Annotated in this window: 22 protein-coding genes, 6 tRNA genes and 1 pseudogene; 19 read left to right on the forward strand and 10 right to left on the reverse strand. The window is 70.7% G+C overall.

Annotated features, from left to right (window positions below):
* The first annotated feature begins 40 nt into the window (after positions 1-40).
* From ACIBK4_RS34975 to ACIBK4_RS35010, 8 genes are all read left to right on the forward strand, one after another.
* Positions 41-877: a MetQ/NlpA family ABC transporter substrate-binding protein gene (locus ACIBK4_RS34975; RefSeq protein ID WP_399001342.1), complete on the forward strand. Its 837-nt coding sequence runs from the start codon at positions 41-43 to the stop codon at positions 875-877.
* Between the two features lie 29 nt (positions 878-906).
* A complete protein-coding gene (locus tag ACIBK4_RS34980) occupies positions 907-1740 on the forward strand; it encodes a MetQ/NlpA family ABC transporter substrate-binding protein (RefSeq protein WP_399001344.1) in 834 nt (277 codons plus the stop codon).
* Between the two features lie 144 nt (positions 1741-1884).
* Positions 1885-2523: a GNAT family N-acetyltransferase gene (locus tag ACIBK4_RS34985; RefSeq protein ID WP_399001346.1), complete on the forward strand. Its 639-nt coding sequence runs from the start codon at positions 1885-1887 to the stop codon at positions 2521-2523.
* 115 nt (positions 2524-2638) lie between these two features.
* Complete coding sequence (cbiE, locus tag ACIBK4_RS34990) at positions 2639-3862, forward strand: precorrin-6y C5,15-methyltransferase (decarboxylating) subunit CbiE (RefSeq protein WP_399001348.1); 1224 nt, start codon at positions 2639-2641, stop codon at positions 3860-3862.
* A gap of 384 nt (positions 3863-4246) precedes the next feature.
* Positions 4247-8188: a nicotinate-nucleotide--dimethylbenzimidazole phosphoribosyltransferase gene (gene cobT / locus ACIBK4_RS34995; RefSeq protein WP_399001350.1), complete on the forward strand. Its 3942-nt coding sequence runs from the start codon at positions 4247-4249 to the stop codon at positions 8186-8188.
* A gap of 143 nt (positions 8189-8331) precedes the next feature.
* Positions 8332-9564 carry a uroporphyrinogen-III C-methyltransferase gene (gene cobA / locus ACIBK4_RS35000; protein WP_399001352.1) on the forward strand — a complete coding sequence of 411 codons (1233 nt, stop codon included), beginning with the start codon at positions 8332-8334 and terminating at the stop codon, positions 9562-9564.
* Positions 9565-9628: 64 nt separating this feature from the next.
* Positions 9629-10447, forward strand: a complete 819-nt coding sequence (locus tag ACIBK4_RS35005) for an RNA methyltransferase (RefSeq protein ID WP_366434239.1) — start codon at positions 9629-9631, stop codon at positions 10445-10447.
* A gap of 8 nt (positions 10448-10455) precedes the next feature.
* Positions 10456-10851 (forward strand): NUDIX domain-containing protein, encoded by a 396-nt coding sequence (locus tag ACIBK4_RS35010; protein ID WP_399001355.1) that lies wholly within the window; start codon positions 10456-10458, stop codon positions 10849-10851.
* A 352-nt stretch (positions 10852-11203) separates the two neighbouring features.
* Here ACIBK4_RS35010 and ACIBK4_RS35015 read toward each other — a convergent pair whose 3' ends face one another.
* Entirely contained in the window at positions 11204-12541 is a 1338-nt protein-coding gene (locus ACIBK4_RS35015) for a serine/threonine-protein kinase (RefSeq protein ID WP_399001357.1), read from the reverse strand.
* A gap of 196 nt (positions 12542-12737) precedes the next feature.
* On the opposite strand from ACIBK4_RS35015, the gene ACIBK4_RS35020 reads away from it, so the two are divergent.
* The gene (locus ACIBK4_RS35020) at positions 12738-13013 is read left to right on the forward strand and encodes a hypothetical protein (RefSeq protein WP_026150855.1); all 276 of its coding nucleotides are present in this window, start codon (positions 12738-12740) and stop codon (positions 13011-13013) included.
* Between the two features lie 212 nt (positions 13014-13225).
* Entirely contained in the window at positions 13226-13435 is a 210-nt protein-coding gene (locus tag ACIBK4_RS35025; RefSeq protein ID WP_033282229.1) for a hypothetical protein, read from the forward strand.
* Positions 13436-13636: 201 nt separating this feature from the next.
* Here ACIBK4_RS35025 and ACIBK4_RS35030 read toward each other — a convergent pair.
* Positions 13637-13812: pseudogene (locus ACIBK4_RS35030) on the reverse strand (cobyrinic acid a,c-diamide synthase); the annotation flags it as partial.
* 42 nt (positions 13813-13854) lie between these two features.
* Between ACIBK4_RS35030 and ACIBK4_RS35035 the strand changes: the two are divergent.
* The gene (locus ACIBK4_RS35035; protein ID WP_399001360.1) at positions 13855-14793 is read left to right on the forward strand and encodes a phosphotransferase family protein; all 939 of its coding nucleotides are present in this window, start codon (positions 13855-13857) and stop codon (positions 14791-14793) included.
* A gap of 80 nt (positions 14794-14873) precedes the next feature.
* The gene (locus tag ACIBK4_RS35040) at positions 14874-15176 is read left to right on the forward strand and encodes a zf-TFIIB domain-containing protein (protein ID WP_366434243.1); all 303 of its coding nucleotides are present in this window, start codon (positions 14874-14876) and stop codon (positions 15174-15176) included.
* Positions 15177-15229: 53 nt separating this feature from the next.
* Here ACIBK4_RS35040 and ACIBK4_RS35045 read toward each other — a convergent pair.
* The 5 genes from ACIBK4_RS35045 to ACIBK4_RS35065 all read right to left on the reverse strand — a co-directional run bounded on the left by ACIBK4_RS35045 (position 15230) and on the right by ACIBK4_RS35065 (position 15701).
* Positions 15230-15301: transfer RNA gene (locus ACIBK4_RS35045), tRNA-Val, on the reverse strand.
* A gap of 34 nt (positions 15302-15335) precedes the next feature.
* Positions 15336-15407: transfer RNA gene (locus ACIBK4_RS35050), tRNA-Val, on the reverse strand.
* A gap of 34 nt (positions 15408-15441) precedes the next feature.
* A tRNA-Val gene (locus tag ACIBK4_RS35055) sits at positions 15442-15513 on the reverse strand.
* Position 15514: 1 nt separating this feature from the next.
* Positions 15515-15588, reverse strand: a tRNA-Cys gene (locus tag ACIBK4_RS35060).
* 40 nt (positions 15589-15628) lie between these two features.
* Positions 15629-15701, reverse strand: a tRNA-Gly gene (locus ACIBK4_RS35065).
* Between the two features lie 179 nt (positions 15702-15880).
* Between ACIBK4_RS35065 and ACIBK4_RS35070 the strand changes: the two genes are divergently transcribed.
* From ACIBK4_RS35070 to ACIBK4_RS35080, 3 genes are read left to right on the forward strand one after another with little or no spacing between them, the layout of a single operon-like run.
* A complete protein-coding gene (locus ACIBK4_RS35070) occupies positions 15881-16924 on the forward strand; it encodes a chorismate-binding protein (protein ID WP_399001363.1) in 1044 nt (347 codons plus the stop codon).
* Positions 16921-17742, forward strand: a complete 822-nt coding sequence (locus tag ACIBK4_RS35075; RefSeq protein WP_399001365.1) for an aminotransferase class IV — start codon at positions 16921-16923, stop codon at positions 17740-17742. The genes ACIBK4_RS35070 and ACIBK4_RS35075 overlap by 4 nt, the downstream gene beginning before the upstream one ends.
* 52 nt (positions 17743-17794) lie before the next feature.
* Complete coding sequence (locus ACIBK4_RS35080; protein ID WP_399001367.1) at positions 17795-18619, forward strand: GNAT family N-acetyltransferase; 825 nt, start codon at positions 17795-17797, stop codon at positions 18617-18619.
* A gap of 15 nt (positions 18620-18634) precedes the next feature.
* Here ACIBK4_RS35080 and ACIBK4_RS35085 read toward each other — a convergent pair whose 3' ends face one another.
* Positions 18635-19150, reverse strand: a complete 516-nt coding sequence (locus tag ACIBK4_RS35085) for a DsbA family protein (RefSeq protein WP_399001369.1) — start codon at positions 19148-19150, stop codon at positions 18635-18637.
* A 228-nt stretch (positions 19151-19378) separates the two neighbouring features.
* Here ACIBK4_RS35085 and ACIBK4_RS35090 point away from each other — a divergent pair, with 228 nt between their 5' ends.
* On the forward strand, positions 19379-19822 hold the full coding sequence (locus ACIBK4_RS35090) for a hypothetical protein (protein WP_399001371.1): 444 nt from the start codon (positions 19379-19381) through the stop codon (positions 19820-19822).
* A 169-nt stretch (positions 19823-19991) separates the two neighbouring features.
* Positions 19992-20144: a hypothetical protein gene (locus tag ACIBK4_RS35095; RefSeq protein WP_019059824.1), complete on the forward strand. Its 153-nt coding sequence runs from the start codon at positions 19992-19994 to the stop codon at positions 20142-20144.
* 80 nt (positions 20145-20224) lie between these two features.
* Here ACIBK4_RS35095 and ACIBK4_RS35100 read toward each other — a convergent pair whose 3' ends face one another.
* Together ACIBK4_RS35100 and ACIBK4_RS35105 are read right to left on the reverse strand one after the other, a co-directional pair.
* The gene (locus tag ACIBK4_RS35100; protein ID WP_399001373.1) at positions 20225-20785 is read right to left on the reverse strand and encodes a CGNR zinc finger domain-containing protein; all 561 of its coding nucleotides are present in this window, start codon (positions 20783-20785) and stop codon (positions 20225-20227) included.
* Positions 20786-21061: 276 nt separating this feature from the next.
* Positions 21062-21475, reverse strand: a complete 414-nt coding sequence (locus ACIBK4_RS35105) for an SsgA family sporulation/cell division regulator (protein WP_004002642.1) — start codon at positions 21473-21475, stop codon at positions 21062-21064.
* A gap of 191 nt (positions 21476-21666) precedes the next feature.
* On the opposite strand from ACIBK4_RS35105, the gene ACIBK4_RS35110 reads away from it, so the two are divergent.
* Together ACIBK4_RS35110 and ACIBK4_RS35115 are read left to right on the forward strand one after the other, a co-directional pair.
* The gene (locus ACIBK4_RS35110) at positions 21667-22131 is read left to right on the forward strand and encodes a TIGR02611 family protein (protein ID WP_399001375.1); all 465 of its coding nucleotides are present in this window, start codon (positions 21667-21669) and stop codon (positions 22129-22131) included.
* Positions 22132-22208: 77 nt separating this feature from the next.
* Positions 22209-22280 (forward strand) — tRNA-Val (locus ACIBK4_RS35115).
* Positions 22281-22553 lie beyond the last annotated feature (273 nt).

Here is a 22553-nt window from a genome sequence, read left to right on the forward strand (position 1 = left end):
GGGTCGTACCACGCAACACCCTTCAGGAAAGGCACTTTTCGTGCGTAACACCGCAAAGCTCACCACCGCCGTCCTCGCCGCCGGAGCGCTCACCTTCGCGCTCTCGGCCTGCGGCTCGGACAAGGGTTCCTCCTCGGCCTCCTCCGACTACAGCGGACCGCTGGTCGTCGCCGCGAGCCCGACCCCGCACGCCGAGATCCTGAACTTCGTCAAGAAGAACCTGGCGACGAAGGCCGGACTCGACCTGGAGGTCAAGGAGTTCACCGACTACGTCACGCCGAACACGGCGACGGAGGACGGCTCGGTGGGCGCCAACTACTTCCAGAACCAGCCGTACCTCGACGACTTCAACAAGAAGAACGGCACCCACATCGTGCCCGTCGTCACGGTCCACCTGGAGCCGCTCGGCCTCTACTCCCACAAGGTCAAGAGCGCCGACGCCCTCAAGAGCGGCGCGACCGTCGCCGTCCCGAACGACAGCGTGAACGAGGCCCGCGCCCTCAAGCTGCTCGCGGCGAACGGGCTGATCACCCTCAAGTCCGGTGTGGGCAACGAGGCGACCCCCGCGGACATCACCGAGAACCCGAAGAAGCTCAAGTTCAAGGAGCTGGAGGCGGCCCAGACCCCGCGCTCCCTGGACGACGTCGACGCGGCTGTCATCAACGGCAACTACGCCATCTCCTCGGGCCTGAAGCCCGCCAAGGACGCCCTGATCCTGGAGTCGGCGAAGAACAACCCGTACGGCAACTTCCTCGCGGTCGAGAAGGGCCACGAGAAGGACCCGCGCGTCAAGAAGCTCGCGAAGCTGCTCACTTCGCCCGAGGTGAAGAAGTTCATCGAGGACAAGTACGCCGGCTCGGTCATCCCGTCCTTCTGATCCTGCCGAGTCGAGCTGGGGGAATCACCATGCGCAAGAGCATCGCCGTCACGGCGGCCGGACTGGCCGTGACCCTCTTCGGCCTCACGGCCTGCGGTTCGGGCTCCGACTCCGGCAAGGGCGGTGGCAAGGACGGCACCCTCGTCGTCGGCGCCACCGCCGTACCGGCCGGCGAGGTCCTGACGTACATCAAGGACAACCTGGCCGAGAAGGCCGGACTGAAGCTGGAGATCAGGGAGTTCACGGACTACGTCCTGCCGAACACCGCGCTCCAGGAGGGCTCGCTGGACGCGAACCTCTACCAGAACCAGCCCTTCCTGGACGAGTTCAACAAGTCCAAGGGCACCGACCTGGTGTCGGTCGTCAAGGCGTATCTGCCGCCGATGGGCGTGTACTCCAAGAAGGTCCAGGACATCGCGAAGCTCGCCGACGGAGCCACCGTCGCCGTACCGAACGAGACGACCAACGAGGGACGCGCCCTCAAACTCCTCGCCGCCAAGGGGCTGATCACCCTCAAGGCGGGGGCGGGCACGGACGCGTCGCCCGCGGACATCACGGCCAACCCCAAGCACCTGAGGTTCAAGGAGCTGGACCCCGCCCAACTGCCGCGCTCGCTCGACGACTTGGACGTGGCCGTCATCAACAACAACTACGCCCAGGACGCGGGCCTCAGCCCCGCCAAGGACGCGATCCTCCTGGAGTCGGCGAAGGACAACCCCTACGCCAACCTCCTGGCCGTCAAACGCGGCAACGAGGACGACCCCCGCGTCGAGAAGCTCGCGAAGCTTCTCGTCTCCTCCGACGTGAAGAAGTTCATAGCGGAGAAGTACAAGGGCTCTGTCCTGCCGGTCACTTCCGGCTGACGGGGGCGTATACGGCGTATCACCACGCACGGGGTCCACGTCCTCACCATGAGTGGACCCCGTGGTGCGGTTCCCCGGTTTCATGCTGCATGCTGGGCAGTTCAGGTAGGCCCTGAACATTTTCCGAAGGTTACGGAGCGGCGCATGACGAGCACCTTCCCCAACATCTCCATCAGCACGGAGCGGTTGGTGCTGCGGCCCCTCGACGAGGACGACATCCCCGCGCTGACGGAGATGATGAACGACGAACAGGTCGGGTCCTGGACCGACGTCCCCCAGCCCTACACCGAGGACCGGGCCCGCCGTTGGATCACCGAGTACGCGCCCACCGAACGCACTTCGGGCCGCGGCCTCGACCTCGCCGTCACCGAGTTCCTCACCCAGCGTCTGGTCGGCATCGTCCAACTCGCCAAGACCGACTGGCACATCAGGTCCACCGAGCTGTCGTACATCATCGCGCCCTGGGCCCGCGGCGAGGGCTACGCCTCCGAGGCCGCGCTCGCCACCGCCCAATGGCTGTTCGGGGACCAGAAGTTGGAGCGCATCGAGCTGCGCACGGCCGCCGACAACACCGCCTCCCAGCAGGTCGCCCAGAAGATCGGCTGCATCAGCGAGGGCGTCCTGCGGGGCGCGTGCATAGCGCACGTCCACGGCGAGGACGGCACCTGGAGCGACGTCCGCACCGACTTCATCGTCTGGAGCCTCCTCCCGGAGGACCTGGAGGGCACGGCCGAACAACTCGAAGACGCCGACGGTTTCACGTCACTCGCCGACTGGAACTGAATCCGGCGGGTACGACCCGGGGAGCACCGCCCATCCGCACCAGGTACCCTCACGGTGCCCGCGTACGGGCCGCTTTCCCCGACGACCTGCGAATTACCCCTGGAGACTGACGACGATGGCCGACCGCGTCACGGTGATCGGCTGGGACGGCTCTCCGCTGACCGCCGCGGCACGCTCCGCCCTCGCCGCCGCCACCCTGGTGGCCGGCGCCCCCCACCACCTCGCGCTCCCCGAGGTACAGCAGAGCGCCGAGCGCATCCGTCTCGGCAGCGTCGCCCTCGCCGCCCGCCGCATCGCGGGCCACCGCGGCACCGCGGTCGTGTTCGCCGACGGGGACCCCGGCTTCTTCGGCGTCGTACGGACCCTGCGCGCACCGGAGTTCGGCCTGGAGGTGGAGGTCGTCCCCGCGGTCTCCTCCGTGGCCGCCGCCTTCGCCCGAGCCGGGATGCCCTGGGACGACGCCCAGGTGGTCGTCGCGCACCGGCGCACCCTGCGCCGCGCGGTGAACGTGTGCCGGGCCCACACGAAGGTCGCCGTCCTCACCTCACCGGGCGCGGGCCCGGCCGAACTGGGCTTGTTGATGGAGGGCGTCCACCGCACCTTCGTCATCTGCGAGGAACTGGGCACCGAGCACGAACAGGTCACCGTCCTCACCTCCGACAAGGCCGCCGACCGCACCTGGCGCGACCCCAACGTCGTCATCGTCATGGGCGGCCCGGTCGGCCCCACCGTCACCGGTGTCACCGGCGAGGGCTGGATCGCCGGCCGCGACCCGTCCGCCGTCGCCCGCGGCTGGACCCTCCCCGCCGAGGCCTACGGCGGACAACTGGGCGAAGGGGAAACGGACTTGCTCCGGGCCGCCCAGCTCGCCCGCCTCGGCCCCCGCGTCGGAGACCTCGTGTGGGACATCGGCTGCGGCAGCGGCGCCTTCGCCATCGAGGCGGCCCGCGCCGGAGCCGCCGTCATCGCTGTCGACCGCGACACCCAGGCCTGCACCCGCACCGACTCCGCCGCACGCAGCTTCGGCGTGCACCTCCAGATCGTCCAGGGCGACGCCCCGCACATCCTGGAGAACCTGCCCGAACCTGACGTAGTACGGGTCGGCGGCGGGGGAGTGGCGGTCGTCTCCGCGGTCGCCGACCGGCGCCCGCAGCGCATCGTGGCGCACGCCTCCACCCGCGACGAGGCCGAACTCGTCGGCCGCGACCTCACGGAGCACGGCTACCACGTGGAGTGCGCCCTCCTCCAGTCCGTCGAACTCGACACCAGGGCCTGGACGGAGACGGAACGCAGCGTCGCGTTCCTGCTCAGCGCCCTCCTTCCGGAGCGCGTTTCCTGACCCCTCGTACCGTCCCCGTGATCCTGTTGTCGTACTGCGCGCGGTAGGCTGGCGGACTGTTGTACCGCTTCGGGTGACCCGGCACTTCGTTCGTCAATGTCCGGAAAACCCGCCCGTTTTGGGGTGAGTGTGGTACGGCGGAACCGGAGGACGCGCAACGTGGCGCAGTCCACAGCGGGCCGTCGCGGGTCAACCTGTCGCGACGGCCGAACGGCCGCGACAATGCCAGTCAATGGCTTTGTCGTCTAAATGGCTTTGTCGCTTTTTGACGTCGGGTCGTTCGTGCCGCTGGACAGGCACGCTCGTTCTCCACTGCGGGGCGGTCGGTGCGCCGTTCCCGGTGAGCGGGTCGTAGAAGCACTAACCGATGGGCGAGGGGTACGCATGACCGACACCGGCCAGATCCCGGCCGAGGGGCTGCCGGAGAACGCAGGCATGGTGGAACAGCCAGGCGTTCCCGCGCACGGCGCGTACACCTACCTCTCCGAGACCACCGCCGAGGACGAAGACCTCCTGCTGCTCCCCGGCGCCCAGGGCGCCTGGGGCAACGAGGTCCCGCCCCCCGCCCCCGAGCCCGTCTTCGAGGCGGTCCACCAGCCCGCTCCGCAGGAGCAGACGGCGCCGGAGCAGCCCGCGTACGAGGGTGTCGCGTACGAGGCCGCCGCGCCCGAGCCGGCTCCCCACGAGGCCGCCGTGCCCGAGGCCGCCGTACAGGAGCCGGGTGCGCCCGAGGCTGTCGCGCCTGAGCCCGGCCCGCAGGAGGCCGCCGTGCACGAGGCCGGTCAGCACGAGACGGCCGTGCACGAGCCCGGTCCGCACGAGACGGCCGGTCGTGACAGCGGTTCCGTCGATCTGGGTGCCGTCAGGCATCCCGCCCCGCCGCCGCCCGCGCCGGTTCCGCCGCGCCGCCCGCTGCACCTCGGCCCGCCCCTCCCCGACACCTCCGCGAGCCCGGTCCGTTCCCTCGCCGACCGCGGTCCCGCGGGCGCGCCGGTACGGCAGATGGGCCCGCCGACGACCGCCCCCGAGTACTTCGACGCACCCCAACTCCGCGACCTGCCCCCGCAGGGCGCGGCTCCCTGGGGCGCCCAGGCACCGGTGAGTGCTGGGGTGCCGACAGCGGAAACGGTTGTTCCGGTTGGCAAACCCGATGGTGAGGCCGCCGGCGAGTCCCTAGGCGGGGGCATCGCCATGGCCCTGGACACCGGGGTCGTCGTGCCCGAGCCGGAGCCGGTCATGGGCGCGGGCACCGGCAAGGATCCCGACCTGGCGCAGGCCCCCGACGCCGGTGGCGCGTGGCAGGGGCACGGGCAGATGTTCGCCGGGGAGCCCGCGACCCCGTTCGCCCACGTCAGCACGGAGAGCTCCGGGAACGCCGGTGTCCCCGAGGCGGGCCAACTGCCCCAGGGTGCCGAGGAGTTGGCGGCCGGACAGCTGCCCGAGCAGGCGCAGGCCCAGGTCTACGAGCAGGGCTCCGAGCCGGAGTTCGCGCCGGGCGTCGCCGAGCAGGGTGTCGACGCCGGGTACGCGCCGCACGGCGACGGTGTCGCCGAGGGCGTGGTCGCTCCGGTGGCCGAGGAGGCGTTTGCTCCGGGGACCGGTTCGGTGCCGGGGGCCGAGGGCGCGTACGTGGTGGAGCCGGGTCCGGTTCCCGAGGCCGCGCTGGCCGTGACGGACGCCGGTCAGGTACCGGAGCCCGAGCAGGTCGCTCCGGATGTCGCACCGGCCGCCGAGGAGCCCTTCGTTCCCGAGCCCGGGCCTGTGGTGGTCCAGGACGTCGTCGAGGTGGCGGACACCGGAGAGGTCTACGACGCCGGGTTCGCCCTCGTTGCCGACCAGACCCCCGAGGCGGCAGCCGTACCGGAGCCGGTCGTCCAGGAACCGATCCAGGCCCAGGACGTCGCCTACGCCGCCGCGGTCGAGCAGACGCTGGACGCCCCGCACGCCCACGAGATCACCCCGGGCGAGGGACCCGCCGACCTCCAGGAAGCCGCGCCAATTCAGGCCGCCGCCCCGGAAGTTGAGGCACCCTTCACTCCCGAAGCCGCGCCCCTCGCCGAAGCCGAGGCGGAAGCGCTGGTCGAAGCCGAACCCGCTCCCGAACCCGCACCGGCCCCGCCCCCCGTCGTAGCCGAAGCGCCCGCACCGGAGCATCCGGCGGAGCCCGAACCGCTGCTGGAGCCGCAGCTGTTGGCGGAACCGGAGCAGGCCCTCCCCTCGGGCCCGCAGGCCCAGCAGCCGCTGTCCCCCGAGGCCGCGCATCTTGCCCAACCCCAACAGGCGGACGCGGACGCCCAGTTGCCGGACGCGCTCCCGCCGCACCCCGACGACTCGCTGGGGCGTTTCGTGCCGGTGGAGGGTTCGGTGCCCACCACCCCCCACCTCGCACCGACCCCGCCGCACCCGCTCACGCTCCCTCCGGAGGAGCAAGCCGTCGGCGCGGAGGACGCGTTCGCCGCCGTCCCCGCCCCCCGCGAGGCCGACCCCGACCTCGAACCGGAACTCGTACAGCACGCGGACGACCTGGACACCCGGGCCGCCGATCAGGAAGAAGAGAGCACGGCCGTAGTGGAAGACGTACGAGAGTCCACCGGCCCGGCCGCTCCCGCCTACGACGACGCCGAGCGCGAGGCCGTGCTCAAGGTGATGCGCGAGCGTCGGGACATCCGCAACGGCTTCCGCAGCGACCCGATCCCGCACGACGTACTGCTGCGCGTCCTGGAGGCGGCACACACGGCCCCGTCCGTCGGCCACTCGCAGCCGTGGGACTTCGTAGTCATCCGGTCCGCCGACACCCGCCGGAACATGCACGAACTGGCGCAGAGCCAGCGCGAGGCGTACGCGAAGTCGCTGCCGAAGGGCAGGGCGAAGCAGTTCAAGGAACTGAAGATCGAGGCCATCCTCGACACCCCGGTGAACATCGTCGTCACCGCCGACCCGACCCGCGGCGGCCGCCACACGCTGGGCCGGCACACGCAGCCGCAGATGGCGCCGTACTCCGCAGCGCTCGCCGTGGAGAACCTCTGGCTCGCCGCCCGCGCCGAGGGCCTCGGCGTCGGCTGGGTCAGCTTCTTCGACGAGCGCGAGATGGTCCGTGCGCTCGGCCTGCCGGAACACCTGGAGGTCATCGCGTACCTCTGCGTCGGCTACGTCGACGAGTTCCCGGACGAGCCCGAGCTGATGCAGGCCGGCTGGTCCAAGCGCCGCCCGCTGTCGTGGGTCGTGCACGAGGAGACCTACGGCCGTCGGGCGCTGCCCGGCGAGGACCCGCACGACCTGCTCGCGGAGACCGTCGCCGGTATCCGCCCGCTGGACGCGAAGGCGCTCGGCGAGGCGTGGGAGCGGCAGAAGCGGATGACGAAGCCGCCGGGCTCGCTCGGCATGCTGGAGATCATCTCCGCGCAGCTGTCCGGTCTTTCCCGGCAGTGCCCGCCGCCGATCCCGGAGCCCGCGGCCGTCGCGATCTTCGCGGGCGACCACGGTGTGCACGCGCAGGGCGTCACGCCCTGGCCGCAGGAGGTGACGGCCCAGATGGTCGCCAACTTCCTTGGCGGCGGGGCGGTTTGCAACGCCTTCGCGAGCCAGGTGGGCGCCGAGGTGTGCGTCGTGGACGTTGGAGTGGCATCCGAACTCCCGGCCACGCCCGGCCTGTTGCCCCGCAAGATCCGCGCGGGCACGTCCGACATGACGACCGGTCCCGCGATGTCCCGCGAGGAGGCCAAGCAGGCCATCGAGGTGGGCATCGAGACGGCCCGCGACCTGGTGGCGGCCGGCAACAAGGCGCTGCTCACCGGCGAGATGGGCATCGCGAACACGACGGCGTCGGCGGCCCTGATCTCGGTGTTCACGGACACCGACCCCGCCGAGGTCACCGGCCGGGGCACCGGCATCAACGACGAGACCCTGGCCCGCAAGACGGAGGTCGTGCGCCGCGCGATCGACCTGCACCAGCCGGACCCGGCCGACCCCATCGGCGTCCTCGCCGCGGTCGGCGGCTTCGAACACGCGGCGATGGTCGGCCTGTTGCTCGGCGGCGCGTCCTTGCGTACGCCGGTGATCCTCGACGGCGTCAGCGCGGGCGCCGCAGCTCTGGTCGCCCGCGCGATCGCCCCCGAAGTCCTCGCGGCCTGCATCGCGGGCCACCGCAGCGCGGAACCGGGCCACGTGGCCGCCCTGAACAAGCTCGGCCTGCGCCCCTTGGTCGACCTGGACCTCCGCCTCGGCGAGGGCACGGGCGCGCTGCTGGCCCTGCCGCTGGTGCAGAGCACGGCGCGGGCGATGCACGAGGTGGCGACGTTCGACTCCGCAGGGGTGACGGAAAAGTAGGCGCCCGTAGTCGGCGATGCGGCCCAGCCGGTGGACCGGCTGGGCCGCCCTGATGCCCTGCCCGTAAAATCTGCACGTCAGGGCCACCGCACGCCGTGAAAGCACGCGGGGGAGACCCGCCGTAAAAGAGGAGCCGCACCCTCATGGCCGAACACCCCGCCTACCCCGTAGGCCTCCGCCTCACCGGCCGCAGGGTCGTCGTCCTCGGCGGCGGCCAGGTCGCCCAGCGCCGCCTCCCCGCGCTGATCGCGGCGGGCGCGGACATCACGCTCGTATCCCCCGAGGCGACCCCGTCCGTGGAGGCGATGGCGGACGCGGGCGAGATCATCTGGGAACGCCGCCCGTACGCGGACGGCGACCTGGCGAACGCCTGGTACGCCCTGATCGCCACCACGGACCCGGAAGCGAACAACCGGGCCTCCGCCGAAGCCGAGACGAACCGCGTCTGGTGCGTCCGCTCCGACGACGCCGACCAGGCCACCGCATGGACCCCGGCGACGGGCCACAGCGAGGGCGTGACGGTCGCCGTCCTCACCACGGATGCGCGCGGCCGCGACCCGCGCCACACGGCGGCGATCCGCGACGCGGTCGTGGCGGGCCTGCGCGACGGCACCCTGGTGGCCCCCCACCACCGCACCCGCACCCCGGGCGTCGCCCTCGTCGGCGGCGGCCCCGGCGACCCGGACCTGATCACGGTCCGCGGCCGCCGCCTCCTCGCCGAGGCCGACGTCGTCATCGCGGACCGCCTCGGCCCCCGCGACCTCCTCGCCGAGCTCCCCCCGCACGTCGAGGTGATCGACGCGGCGAAGATCCCGTACGGCCGCTACATGGCCCAGGAGGCCATCAACAACGCCCTGATCGAACACGCCGAACAGGGCAAGTCGGTGGTCCGCCTCAAGGGCGGCGACCCCTTCGTCTACGGCCGTGGCATGGAGGAGGTCCAGGCGCTGGCGGAGGCGGGCATCCCGTGCACGGTCGTGCCGGGCATCTCCAGCTCGATCTCGGTACCGGGCGCGGCGGGCATCCCGGTCACCCATCGCGGGGTAGCACACGAGTTCACGGTGGTGAGCGGCCATGTGGCCCCTGACGACGAACGCTCCTTGGTCGACTGGCCGTCCCTCGCCAAGCTCACCGGCACACTGGTGGTGTTGATGGGCGTGGACAAGATCGGCAAGATCGCCGAAACCCTGATCGCGCACGGCAAGCCGTCCGACACCCCGGTCGCCCTGATCCAGGAGGGCACGACGGCCGCCCAGCGCCGGGTGGACGCGACCCTCGCGACGGTCGGCGAAACGGTACGCACCGAGGAGGTGAAACCGCCCGCGGTGATCGTCATCGGCGCGGTGGTCACCGTAGGCCCGAAGGAACTCGCGTAACCCCGGGTAACACAACCCGTTCCCAGCCGTTGGCACCACACCCAGGACAAGGCAGTATCACCCTGTGGCCGATCTCATCACCGTTGAGGATCCCGACGACCCGCGCCTGCGTGACTACACGGGCCTGACCGACGTAGAGCTGCGCCGGAAGCGTGAACCGGCCGAGGGCCTGTTCATCGCCGAGGGCGAGAAGGTCATCAGACGGGCCAAGGACGCGGGCTACGAGATGCGTTCGATGCTGCTGTCCGCGAAGTGGGTCGACGTCATGCGCGACGTGATCGACGAACTCCCGGCCCCCGTCTACGCGGTGAGCCCGGAGCTGGCCGAACGCGTAACCGGCTACCACGTCCACAGAGGCGCCCTGGCCTCCATGCAACGCAAACCGCTCCCCACGGCGGACGAACTCCTCCAGACCACGCGCCGCGTTGTGGTCATGGAGTCGGTGAACGACCACACCAACATCGGCGCGATCTTCCGCTCGGCGGCGGCGCTGGGCATGGACGCGGTCCTGCTGTCCCCGGACTGCGCGGACCCCCTCTACCGCCGCAGCGTAAAGGTCTCGATGGGCGCGGTCTTCTCGGTCCCGTACGCCCGCCTGGACAGCTGGCCCAAGGGCCTGGAGTCGGTACGCGAGGCAGGCTTCACGCTCCTGGCGCTCACTCCCGACGAAAAGGCAAAGAGCCTGGACGAGGCGGCCCCGCACCGCATGGAGCGGGTGGCCCTGATGCTGGGAGCAGAGGGCGACGGCCTGTCGACGCAGGCCCTGGTAGCGGCCGACGAATGGGTCCGCATCCCCATGGCCCACGGCGTCGACTCCCTCAACGTGGGCGCCGCGGCCGCGGTCGCCTTCTACGCGGTGGCCACCGGCCGCCCCGAACTCTAGGAGCCCGCTTGGCCCAGCGCGAGGCGATCGTCGCCGTACTCCGACGCGCGGACCGCGTCCTGGTCATCCTCCGAGGCCCCGACTCGGCCCGCGCGGGCTACTGGGCACCCCTGAGCGGCAAACTGGAACCCGGCGAAACCCAGGAAGAAGCCCTGGTCAGAGAGGTCTACGAGGAAGTAGGCCTCACGGTCTCCCCGCTCTCTAAAGTCTGGGAGTCCGTCACCGACGACGGCACCTTCCGCCTCCACTGGTGGACCGCCACCGAAACAGGCAACGGCACGATCGTCCCCGACCCGGGCGAGGTCTCGGAGGTCCGCTGGGTGACACCGGCGGAGTTCTTGAGCATGACCCCGGCCTTCGACGCGGACCGGGAGTTCTTCGAGCACGTCTTGCCGGGTTTGTAGGCACAGGGTGGGGGGCCGGGGGCCTCGCGCTGTCACCTGGCGGAGCGCGGCGCTCACTTTTCAGTGCAGGGAGGCTGCATCAGCCTGTCCGGCGCCCGCTTTTCAACCCAGGCGGGCAATATTCAGCCTGTCTGGCGCCCTCTTCCCAACCCAGGCGGGCAATATCCTGCCCGTCCGGCGCCCTCTTCCCAACCCGGGCCGGCAATATCCAGCCCGTCCGGCGTTTGAGGACGAGGCCGTTCAGGCCGATGGGGGTCTGGGGCGCAGCCCCAGGCGGGGCGGAAGGGGCGGCAGCCCCTGGGGATGGGACGGGTAGGGGCGGCGGGGGCGAAAAAACACCACCGCCACTCACCTACCACCCGCCCGAAACCGGACCATCCGCCCCTACGACAGCCCCATGCCCCACACGCCCCAGCCCATGAGCCGGCCCCGAACACCCCTGAGCCACCGCGATTCCCAGCGCAACCAGCAACGTCACCACGACGAACACGAACAACCGTTGCCGCAACAACCGAGGATTGGCAGGCCGCCGCCCGGTCCCCGTGGTCCGAGGCCCCGGCCGCCCTCCACCCCCACTACGAGGCGCAGGCCGACTCCCACTACCGGACCGAGTGCTGTTACGCCCCGACGGAGTCGCCCGCACACCCCCCGGCCGAGACGGCACCCCACCCCCACGCGACGGACTACCACCACCTCGGGACGACGGCGCGGCACCCCGAGGCGCAGGCGTCCCCTGAGGCCCCTGCGGTCGCCGCTGACTCTGAGTGGTCCGCTGCTGCTCCGGATAACTGTCGGTGAGCCGCCCGGTAGGCCGATCCGCCTCGGCAGCCCGAGGCGAGGGCGGCCGCACATCGGCCAGCCCCTGAGCCTCACGGGCGGCGATCTCCTTGAGCCGCAGAGACAACTGAAGCGTGCTGGGCCGCTCCTCGGGATCCTTGGCGAGGCAAGCGCGAACAAGCGGCGCGAGCGCATCCGGCACCCCGTGCAGCTGCGCCTCCTCATGCACCACGCGGTACAGCATCACCTCGGAACTACCGTGCCCGAAGGGCGAGTCGGAGGTCGACGCGTACGCAAGCGTGGCCCCGAGCGAGAACACATCGGTAGCCGGAGTAACGGCAGCCCCCCGCACCTGCTCAGGCGCAAGGAACCCCGGCGACCCGACAGCCGTACCGACATGGGTGAGCGTCGAAGCCCCGGTAGCCCAGGCAATACCGAAGTCGATGATCCGCGGCCCCTTGGGGGAGAGCAGGATGTTCGACGGCTTGAGATCCCGGTGGACAACCCCGGCCTCATGCACAGCCACAAGCCCCTCGGACAGCGCGGCCCCGATGGCGGCGACCTCGGCCGCACCGAGCGCCCCCTCGTCGGCGACCTTGTCGTGCAGGGACGGCCCGGGCACGTACTGAGTGGCGAACCAAGGCCGATCGGCCTCAAGATCCGCCGCGACGAGCCGAGCGGTGCACCCCCCACGAATCCGCCGAGCGGCCGAGACCTCGCGCGCGAACCGCGAACGGAACTCCTGGTCCTCCGCCAGATCAGGCCGGATCACCTTCAGCGCGACCCGCTGCCCCTTGCGGTCGGAGCCCAGATAGACGACACCCATTCCGCCCGCGCCGAGCCGTCTGTGAAGCCTGAACGAGCCGACGACGCGCGGGTCCTCGCGCCTCAGGCGCATCATCGCCATGTTCATCCCCGCTGCCCGGTCCGTGTGACGAGCGACAGCTTACGTTTCCACGGGCGCCCGCGCGCAAAGGCCGCGCCCTCTCGAACCGACGGATTGTCAGTGCCGGGTGGGAAACTTGAAGAGTGGTCAGAGGCGTTGCGAGCAGCAGGACTTCGTACTGCCTCCAACCCCAACCAACCATCACAGAAGGGGGATTGAGCGCGTGAAGGGTGATCGCGTCGAGATAGTGGTGGACGCCGGAGACACAACACGCACGTACGAGGTGGTGGCGAGCAGGGCGGGCCGTCGGGTGGAGACAGCGGTACGACGAGGTGTCGTAGAAGTGAGCGAAGTCACCCGCAACGGCTCGGTCGTCCGTACCGCCCGCTTCATGGCGACCAGGGTCCTCGCCCTGGTCGAGCAGCCGGTCCCGCGCGAGGACAGCTCAGAGAAAGCGGGGCACACCGGACTCCCCCTCCGGGAAGACCCCGAGACCTAGGACCCGGTCTCCACCCAGGGGAGTACTCCGCAGGTCATCGCTCATCCTCCGGGAGGCCCGCCAATCGGTACGAGGGCATGACGACCCGCACCCGCCGCACGCCTAGATTTGAGGTCAAGCGGCGGGTGCAGCACTCGTCCCCCGAGGTCAGACACCCGCCGCTGCCAACGACAACCGAGTTTGGTCAACGGAGCACGGTCAGGAGAGGGACCATGGCCCACACGGCACCGCGGGCATTGATCCGCACCGAGGGACGCAAGGCCTACAACGCGGCCTTCCGAACCCGCCGCACGGGCCGTCGCCACCCACTGGTGGCGACCTTGATGGCACTTCCCCTGGCAGTCCTGCTCCTCGTCGTCTTCGACGGCTGGGAGACCGTGGCCACACAAGCGTCGTCCGTGGGAGTGATGCTGGGGCGCTGAGCGGCGACCCCAGGCCCGGAAGAGCGGTCCGGGCGGGGACATCCACCCATGAAACCCCGTGGGGACGGGGGTGCGGCGGACGGCAAAAAAAGCCGGCGCAGCTGGGGAGCTGCGCCGGCTTTGCTTTGCCCCTGGGCTGTTGGGCCCGGGGGCAATCTCTTTGGCGCAGGCCGGCACCTCTCAACACAGGTCGGCAATATTCAGCCCGTCCGGCGTTTGAGGACGAGGCCGTTCAGGCCGATGGGGGTCTGGGGGCGCAGCCCCCAGGCGGGGTCGAAGGGGCGGCAGCCCCTGGAGGATGGGAAGGGTAGGGGCGGCGGGGGCGAAAACCCCTGGGTCCACCCATCCGCACAGGCCGCCCGAACCCGCCGTAGAAGTACGCTCGCGACGACCCCGACTCCCCGCACCCAGGAAGCGCGATGCCCCGCACCCCCTTGCTCTCCGCCCTCACCGCCCGAGCCAGGACCACGGCCCACGCGCGCACAGCCCCCTGCCCCTGCGGAGCGACCCCCACCCTCACCGACCGCCCCGACGGCACAGTCGTCCGCCACGAGGACACCGTCGCCAAGGCCCACGCCCCGCACACGAACCGCACCGACCTCACCGCCCGCCTCACCACGGCCGCACGACTCCCCGACATCCTCCTGCCCCCACTGGAACCCACCCCCCTCCACCTGCACGACCGCCTGGTGACCTGCTGGCCCTACGGCACCCCCGTAGACCCGGACGACCCGGACGCGGCCCCCTGGGAAGCGGCAGCCACTCTCCTCGCCCGCCTCCACCGCACCCCCGCCCCCACGCACCTCCCACCCATGCGAGGCCCCCTCAAGGCGGTCCGAGCGATCACCCGGCTCCGCGAGGCCGGCCCCCACTCCGCAGCCGCCCCCGTCCTGCACGCCTGGACCCTGCTCCCCGCCTGGACCCGCGCGGAGGCCCCCCAGCCGGACACCACCACCCTCTGCCACGGCGACCTCCACCTCGGCCAACTCGTCCGCCACCCGGCCCCCGACAGCCCGTGGCTACTGATCGACGTGGACGACATGGGCGTAGGAGTCCCCGCCTGGGACCTCGCCCGCCCGGCGGCTTGGTACGCCTGCGGACTGCTCCCGCCTGACGAATGGGCCCGCTTCCTGAACGCGTACCGCACGGCGGGCGGCCCGGCGGTCCCTGCCACCGGCGACCCCTGGCCCGCCCTGGACGTCCCGGCCCGCGCGCTCACCGTGCAGACCGCGGCCCTCGCCATCGTCAAGGCGGTCGCCGCGGGCCGCCCGCTGGACGAGGTGGAGCTCGCGGTCGTGGACGCGTGTGGCCGAATGGGTTCCGTACCGCCCGAGTTGGCGCCCGGATTCGCGAAGTAGGGTGCAACCGACCGGGGTCGGACGGAGTCTGTCCTGGGGAAACACCAAGATGTCCCGATGGGCGAGGAGTTGAGCCGAGCATGCAGTGTCCGAAGTGCCATGCGCCGATGCACACGTACAACCGCAACGGTGTCCAGATCGAACAGTGCAGCAACTGCCGGGGGATCTTCCTCGACTACGGCGAGTTGGAGGCGCTGACCCGCGTGGAGTCCCAGTGGCAGCAGCCCGCCCCGCCGCCCCCGGGCCCGCAGGCCTACCCCGCCCCGCCCGCGCCCGCCTGGGGCGCCCCGCAGCACGGTGGCGGTCACGGTGGTGGCCACTACGGCGGTCACGGCGGCCACCACCGCCACAAGAGCTTCGGCCACATGCTGTTCTCCAGCTGACCGGCACACGAAGAAGCCCCCGACCGTACGAAACGGTCGGGGGCTTCGGAGTGTGGACGATACTGGGATTGAACCAGTGACCTCTTCCGTGTCAGGGAAGCGCTCTCCCGCTGAGCTAATCGTCCTCGGGACCACGATCCGAAGACCATGGGCGGTGCGTGCGCGATACTGGGATTGAACCAGTGACCTCTTCCGTGTCAGGGAAGCGCTCTCCCGCTGAGCTAATCGCGCGGGGATCCTTGCGGACCAAGTCCTTGCGGACCAGTGGACGATACTGGGATTGAACCAGTGACCTCTTCCGTGTCAGGGAAGCGCTCTCCCGCTGAGCTAATCGTCCTTGGAGGTGGAGACGGGATTTGAACCCGTGTAGACGGCTTTGCAGGCCGTTGCCTCGCCTCTCGGCCACTCCACCAGGAGTGCGGGGGGTCGGGAAGATCCCCCACTTTCCTGCGAGCGGACGACCAGGTTCGAACTGGCGACCTCAACCTTGGCAAGGTTGCGCTCTACCAACTGAGCTACGTCCGCTTGTCGTTTCCGCTCGGCTTGCGCGTCGCGGCGACGAGTTGAACTCTAGCGGATTCCGGGGCCAGTACAAAAACGCGTTTGTGCAGCGTGCTGGCCTGCGGCTACGGGAACACATGGTCAGGGCAGCCGTGGGGACATGGCCGGGCAACCTGTGAGACACCCGCCATAGACTCGACGGCGTGTTCCGCCTCGCCCCTCTCGCCCGTTTCGGCGGCCGTGTCGCCACCGGTCTCCTCGATGTCACCAGCGATCCCGCGGCCCTGGACTCCACCGGCTTCTGGGCGGTCGCGGCCGACTTCGAGGGCCGTCTGACCTGCGCGCGCTTCCGCGACGTACGGGACGAACCGGTCCCGGCGCCCGTCCCCGGCGCCTGGCACGGCCCCGCGACCGACGCCTGGAGCTCCTCCCTCGACCGCGCCGCCTACACCGCCGGCGTCCGCCGTATCCGGGAGCACATCGCGGCCGGCGAGGTCTATCAGGCCAACCTGTGCAGGGTCCTGTCGGCGCCGGTCGCCCCCGACGCGGACGTCGACGCCCTCACCGCGCTGCTCGCACGCGGCAACCCGGCGCCGTACGCAGGAACGATCCGGCTGCCCGGGCACGGCGTGGAGATAGCCACCGCTTCCCCCGAACTCTTCCTGCGCCGCACCGGCCGGGTCGTCGAGTCGGGCCCGATCAAGGGCACCGGGCGGACGGAGGCGGATCTGCTGGAGAAGGACTTCGCCGAGAACGTGATGATCGTGGACCTGGTGCGCAACGACCTCGGCCGCGTGTGCGCCACGGGGACCGTGACGGTGCCGGACCTGTGCGTCGTCGAGAAGCACCCCGGGCTGGTCCACCTCGTGTCGACGGTCCGGGGCGAACTGCCCGCGGACGCCGGCTGGCCGGAGCTGCTGGCCGCCGCGTTCCCGCCCGGGAGTGTCACCGGAGCCCCCAAGTCCAGCGCGCTGCGCATCATCGACGCTCTGGAGACCGCGCCCCGGGGTCCCTACTGCGGGGGCATCGGCTGGGTCGACGCGGACCGGGGGAGCGGTGAACTGGCCGTAGGCATCCGCACGTTCTGGATCGACCGCGCCGACGGCGTGCTGCGCTTCGGCACCGGCGCCGGCATCACCTGGGGCTCGGACCCCGAGGGGGAGTGGCGGGAGACCGAGCTGAAGGCGTCACGGCTGCTCGCGGTAGCGTCGGGCGCGTACGAGGTGAGCGGAGGGGCTCTTTCATGAAGATCTGGCTCGACGGCGGGTTGCAGGACATCGAGTCCGCCCGCGTCTCCGTCTTCGACCACGGACTGACCGTGGGCGACGGCATTTTCGAGACGGTGAAGGCGACGGACGGGAAGACGTTCGCGCTGACCCGCCATCTCGACCGGCTGACCCGCTCCGCGCGCGGCCTCGGCCTGCCCGACCCGGACCTGGACGAGGTGCGCCGCGGCTGTGCGGCCGTCCTCGCCGCCAACCCGATGCCGCTCGGCCGGCTCCGCATCACGTACACCGGCGGCCACGGCCCCCTCGGTTCCGACCGCGGCGAGCAGGGCCCGACCCTCGTGGTCGCCCTCGGGGAGTCGAAGCGCCGCCCCGATTCCACGGCCGCCGTCACGGTCCCCTGGACCCGCAACGAACGCGGCGCCCTCACCGGCCTCAAGACGACGTCCTACGCCGAGAACGTCGTCGCCCTCGCCCGCGCCCACCAACACGGCGCCTCCGAGGCCCTGTTCGCCAACACGGTCGGCCAACTCTGCGAAGGCACAGGGTCGAACGTCTTCGTCGTCCTGGACGGCGAGATCCACACCCCGCCGGTCAGCTCCGGCTGTCTCGCCGGCATCACCCGCGCCCTGACCGTCGAATGGACCGGCGCCAAGGAGACCGACCTTCCGCTGGACGTCCTGGAACGCGCCGACGAGGTCTTCCTCACGTCGTCACTGCGGGACGTCCAGGCCGTCCACCTGGTCGACGAGCGTCAACTCCCGGGCACGGCAGGCCCGGTGACGGCCAAGGCCATGCGCGTGTTCGACGAGCGGTCGGGCGACGACCTCGATCCATAAGGCCTCATTTATTGGGCTGACCTGGGGTTCCAGGTCGGGTAGAACTCCCTTGATGACCACAACCCTGCGGCCGACCGAGCCGCTTCAGCAAGAGGCCGACGGGACGCGTACACGCCGCTACCAGGTGTGCGTGAACAGCCGTCCCGTCGGCTCGATACACCTCGGCACGAGTCCGTCCTTCGGCGACTCGGCGGCCCAGATCCTGGACCTGCGCATCGACGAGCGGGACGGTCGGCGCGGCCGGGGCACCGTGGCCGCGCTCGCCGCCGAGGAGGTGGTGCGCGGCTGGGGCTGCGACCGGATCGAGGTGTCCGTGCCCGCGGAGGCGGAGGCCGCGCTCAAGCTGGCGACCAACCTCGGATACGTCCTCCGCAACCGCCACATGGAGAAGCCCCTCGGCGACATCGCACCCCAACTGCCCCCGGGGAGCCGGGGGAGGCCGATGACTGAGGAGGAGTACGGCCCGTGGGAGAACCTCGGGACGGAGGCCTTCATGAAGAGCTGGACCGAGCGTGGTGTGCCCGAGGACGAGGCCCGGACCAGGGCTCTGCAGACCAACGCCGAACTGCTGCCCGACGGACGCGCCACCGCGGACATGGTCTTCAGCGTCCTGGAGCACGAGGGCACCCCGGTGGGCACGCTCTGGACGGGCCGCCGTGAGGGCAAGGCCTTCGTCTACAAGGTCGAGTCCGACGCCCGCCATCGGGGCAAGGGCCACGGCCGCACCCTGATGCTCCTGGCCGAGGCCCAGGGCATCGCGGCCGGTCTGCCGACCATCCGGCTGAACGTCTTCGCGGGCAACACCCCGGCCGAGCGGCTCTACGAATCACTCGGCTACGAGACGGTCGAGCGCCACCTGTACAAGAGCCTGGTCTGAGACTCTCCCCGAGGCTCACTCGCCCCCGGCGAGCAGCCGGTCGGCGATCTCCTCGACGCGGGCGCGCAGCCCTTCCTGGCTCTTGCCGCCGTCGAGGCGTTCGCCGCCGATGACGTACGTCGGGGTGCCGGTCACGCCGATGGCCTTGCCCTCGGCCTGGTCGGCGTCGACGATCAGGATGTGCCGGCCGTCGATCAGGGCGGTGTCGAACTCCTCGGCGTCCAGGCCGAGTTCGGCGGCCACCGCGACCAGGAAGGGTTCTCCCTCACGGTCCAGCTCCTCGACCCGGCCGAGCACGGCCTCGACGTAGTCCCAGCCACGCCCCTGTTCCGCGGCCTCCTCGGCGGCCTGCGCGGCGGCGAACGCGTGCTTGTGCTTCTCCAGAGGGAAGTGCCGCAGCCGCACCTCCAGCCGGTCGCCGTAGCGGGCCCGCAGGGCGCGTACATCGTCCAGGGCGGTGGCGCAGTCCGGGCACTGGAGCTCGCACCAGACGTCGAGGACGGGGGTGCGCACGGAGGGGAGGTCACTCATGGGACCAGTCTCCCAGCCCCGGCCCGGCCTCTCGAACCGGGACCGGGGGCCGCATCGGTACGACGCCGACCGGCACCTGCGGAGGATGCGACCCGGAGATGTCCCTGATGTCCTTCCGGGGCATGGCCTCCCGGGGACCGGACGGTGCAGGATGGAAGGGACGAAGTGCACGCCCGACCCGAGCCTGCCCTGTCGAAGCCTGCCCGACGGATCTACCTGGAGGACCGGATGATTGCCGAGACCGTCTGTTCCGCCGTCTCCGCGGCCGGCCTGGGCATCGCGGCGGTCACGGCGTACCGCAAGCGTTTTCTCTCCGCCGCGCGTATCGCCGCCTATTCGCTGGTGCCGGTGGGCCTGGTGATGACCGGTGTCGTCGGCTGGGCGGCCGACACCGCGTTCAGTCCTACGGCGTGGGCGGGTTTCGTGGTGCTGGGCGGCGCGTGGCTGCTCTTCACGGGCACCCGCGCGGTGGAGCGCCGCCGTGGTGGCACCCGCAAGGAGCGCAGGGCGGCCCGTGACTCCGGGCAGGCGGACGCGGTGGCTCCGGCGGCCTCCGCCCCCTCGCTGGGACCGGCGAAGCGCCCGGCGACCCGGCCGGCGGCAGCGCCGCGCGCGCAGGGCGGGGACGACTTCAGCGACATCGAGGCCATCCTGAAGAAGCACGGCATATGACGACCGGACCGGACCGGGACTGAAACGACACAGAGTGAGCCGGGTCCGCCGGTAAGCGTTCAGGACTCGACGCGACCTGAAACGGACAACACGGAATTCGGCGAACTCCCTCTCTTATCGGGCGTGTTGATCGCGTCGGGGGTCTTCGCTACGTCATCATCGCCGCGAGATGCTGGACACGACACAGAGCGACGCCGCGCCGCCGAAGGACGAGCCGCGCGGGTGCCTTTTCGCCCTTTCCCAGCCACCGCTGATGATCTTCCTAGCGGTGATCGGGTGTCTGCTGCTCATGGCCTCGCTGCACGACCTGCTGATGCTGTGAGCCGTACTCGTGGTCCCCGACGTCACCCGTCGGGGGCCGCGACCTCATCCCTGTGCGAGTGGAGCGACCGGCGCGGGTCGTCAGCCCGCCGCCTCCTTGCGCCGTGCCCGGTACGCGGCCACGTGCAGCCGGTTCCCGCAGGTCCGGCTGTCGCAGTATCTGCGGGAGCGGTTTCGGGAGAGGTCGACGAAGGCGCGCCGGCAGTCGGGGGCCTCGCAGCGGCGCAGCCGCTCCTGCTCGCCGGCCACCACGAAGAACGCGAGCGCCATCCCGCAGTCGGCGGCGAGATGGTCGGCGACCGAGGCGCCGGGCGCGAAGTAGTGCACATGCCAGTCGTAGCCGTCGTGGTCCGTGAGCCGGGGTGTGGTGCCGGCGGCGGCGATCAGATCGTTGATCAGTCCGGCGGCGGTCCGGGGGTCCGGGGCCGAGAAGACCGCGGTGAACCGGGCGCGGATCTTGCGCACGGCGGAGAGATCGAACTCCGACAGCACCCCGACATCGCTGATCTCGTGGTTTCGTACGAAATCCGCGAGCAGCGCGACATCCTGCAGTCCGTCCGGCGCCGCGGCGTCCTCCGGTGCGGTGTTCACCAGATCGACCACGGTGTCGAGGGCACACCGGGTGTCGTGGGTGATCAGCACGTTTCGCTCCCTGGCCTGGGGGGTCGGGCGGGCGCCCGCCGATGCTGGCCGATGGTAGTGGCTTCCCGGAGGGCGGCCCCCTGTCTCTGAGAACGGGACCGCGTCCCTCGCGGTTCCCCGGATCACGGAGAGTCGCGCGACCGGGCCGCACGCGCACCGGCGCCGCCCCCGCGACGAATCGCGGCGACGGCGCCGGTGTGTGCCATATGCGGTTGTCTGAGCCCGAGCCGTCTCCCCGAGTTCGGACGGCGCCGGGCGGCTTGGTGGGACCTCGTGCTAGCTCTCCGCCAGGATGTGCGACAGCTCCTGATCCAGGTCGAAGTGCCGGTGTTCCGTGCCGGGTGGCACGGCGGCGTCCGTCCGCTTCAGGAAGGACTCCAGGGCCCGCGCGGGAGCCTCCAGCAGGGCTTCGCCCTCGGGAGAGCTCAGTGCGATGCAGACGACGCCCTGACCGTGACTACGGGATGGCCAGACTCGGACGTCGCCGGTACCGGTGGGCCGGTGGAGGCCCTCCGCGAGAAGGTCGCGGGCGAACACCCACTCGACGGTCTCCTCGGCTCCGGTGTGGAAGGTGGCGTGCACGGCGTAGGGGTCGGCCGTGTCGTACCGCAGGCCTGCGGGGACAGGCAGGGATGACTCGCTCGACACAACGAGGCGCAGGTGCAGCTCGCAGCTGACCGTGGTGTTCATAAGCGCCAGGGCCTTTCGCTCAGTGTGCGCTCGGGGATTCGCACGTCGGCGAAATCGACATGCCACCTACGGTGCCGTTGTAAACCCCTCTGAGTGTTTTGCGTGCCTTTACGTAACTCTTCCGGCCGAGAGCCCGATCGCTCCGTGAGGCCATTCCGGTGACTGGTTTCCCTCGGGTAGGGTTTGTCCGTATGAATACGGGGAGTGACGAGCCGGGTGAGGTTGTCGTGGCGTCCGACGGGGCGGCCGACGAGAAGAGGGCGGACGGGGCGCAGGACGGGCAAGGACTCGGTTCCAAGGCGCCGGAATTCATCAAGGCACGCCGTGCGCTGCATCTGAGCTGGCAGGTCGGCGTCTTCGTCATCGGCCTCGCGGTCGTGGTCGCCGGCATCATCATGCTGCCGCTGCCGGGACCCGGCTGGGTCGTGATCTTCGGCGGCATGGCGATCTGGGCGACCGAGTTCGTCTGGGCCCAGCTGGTGCTCCGCTGGACCAAACGCAAGGTCACCGAGGCGGCACAGCGCGCGCTCGACCCCGAGGTGCGCCGTCGCAACATCGTCCTGACCTCGATCGGCCTGGTGATCGTGATCGCCCTGGTCGGCGTCTACGTCTGGAAGTTCGGCGTCGTGATGCCCTGGAAGATCAAGGACCAGTGACCCGCTGACGGCCTCCGGGGGCCTTCCCGCGCTGGTCGGGGCACCCGCTGACATGGGGTAATGTTCTCCGTGCGCCCGGGCGATTAGCTCAGTGGGAGAGCGCTTCGTTCACACCGAAGAGGTCACTGGTTCGAACCCAGTATCGCCCACCCGGACCGACGGCCCGCCTGTGATCACAGGCGGGCCGTCGGCGTTCCCGCCCCGTACGCCGCGTGGTCAACTCCCCGCCGGTCGGGCGTTTTTCGGCCGGTCGCCGACGGAGTGCGGCAGGCCGCTTCCTGTTCGGCCGGCCGATCGCACGCGCCTCACCTGCGGCGTCCGTCCCCTCGCCCCCGCAACGCGCCCGGCGGCGCCCTCGTAGCGCTCAGCCGGTCCACAAGAAATTCCTGTCCGAATCATTGACGCACCCCGAGGGCCTCCGT

It is taken from the genome of Streptomyces sp. NPDC050528 (genome assembly GCF_044457795.1).
Taxonomy (GTDB): domain Bacteria; phylum Actinomycetota; class Actinomycetes; order Streptomycetales; family Streptomycetaceae; genus Streptomyces.

Coding starts and splice junctions, on each gene's coding strand:
- ACIBK4_RS35085 (WP_399001369.1), bottom strand. CDS start 19,150: ATGAGTGACCTCCCCTCCGTGCGCACCCCCGTCCTCGACGTCTGGTGC.
- ACIBK4_RS35035 (WP_399001360.1), top strand. CDS start 13,855: ATGCCCCGCACCCCCTTGCTCTCCGCCCTCACCGCCCGAGCCAGGACC.
- ACIBK4_RS35095 (WP_019059824.1), top strand. CDS start 19,992: ATGCTGGACACGACACAGAGCGACGCCGCGCCGCCGAAGGACGAGCCG.
- ACIBK4_RS34980 (WP_399001344.1), top strand. CDS start 907: ATGCGCAAGAGCATCGCCGTCACGGCGGCCGGACTGGCCGTGACCCTC.
- cobA (WP_399001352.1), top strand. CDS start 8,332: ATGGCCGAACACCCCGCCTACCCCGTAGGCCTCCGCCTCACCGGCCGC.
- cbiE (WP_399001348.1), top strand. CDS start 2,639: ATGGCCGACCGCGTCACGGTGATCGGCTGGGACGGCTCTCCGCTGACC.
- ACIBK4_RS35075 (WP_399001365.1), top strand. CDS start 16,921: ATGAAGATCTGGCTCGACGGCGGGTTGCAGGACATCGAGTCCGCCCGC.
- ACIBK4_RS35090 (WP_399001371.1), top strand. CDS start 19,379: ATGATTGCCGAGACCGTCTGTTCCGCCGTCTCCGCGGCCGGCCTGGGC.
- cobT (WP_399001350.1), top strand. CDS start 4,247: ATGACCGACACCGGCCAGATCCCGGCCGAGGGGCTGCCGGAGAACGCA.
- ACIBK4_RS35025 (WP_033282229.1), top strand. CDS start 13,226: ATGGCCCACACGGCACCGCGGGCATTGATCCGCACCGAGGGACGCAAG.
- ACIBK4_RS35015 (WP_399001357.1), bottom strand. CDS start 12,541: ATGAACATGGCGATGATGCGCCTGAGGCGCGAGGACCCGCGCGTCGTC.
- ACIBK4_RS35110 (WP_399001375.1), top strand. CDS start 21,667: ATGAATACGGGGAGTGACGAGCCGGGTGAGGTTGTCGTGGCGTCCGAC.
- ACIBK4_RS35080 (WP_399001367.1), top strand. CDS start 17,795: ATGACCACAACCCTGCGGCCGACCGAGCCGCTTCAGCAAGAGGCCGAC.
- ACIBK4_RS35040 (WP_366434243.1), top strand. CDS start 14,874: ATGCAGTGTCCGAAGTGCCATGCGCCGATGCACACGTACAACCGCAAC.
- ACIBK4_RS34985 (WP_399001346.1), top strand. CDS start 1,885: ATGACGAGCACCTTCCCCAACATCTCCATCAGCACGGAGCGGTTGGTG.
- ACIBK4_RS35105 (WP_004002642.1), bottom strand. CDS start 21,475: ATGAACACCACGGTCAGCTGCGAGCTGCACCTGCGCCTCGTTGTGTCG.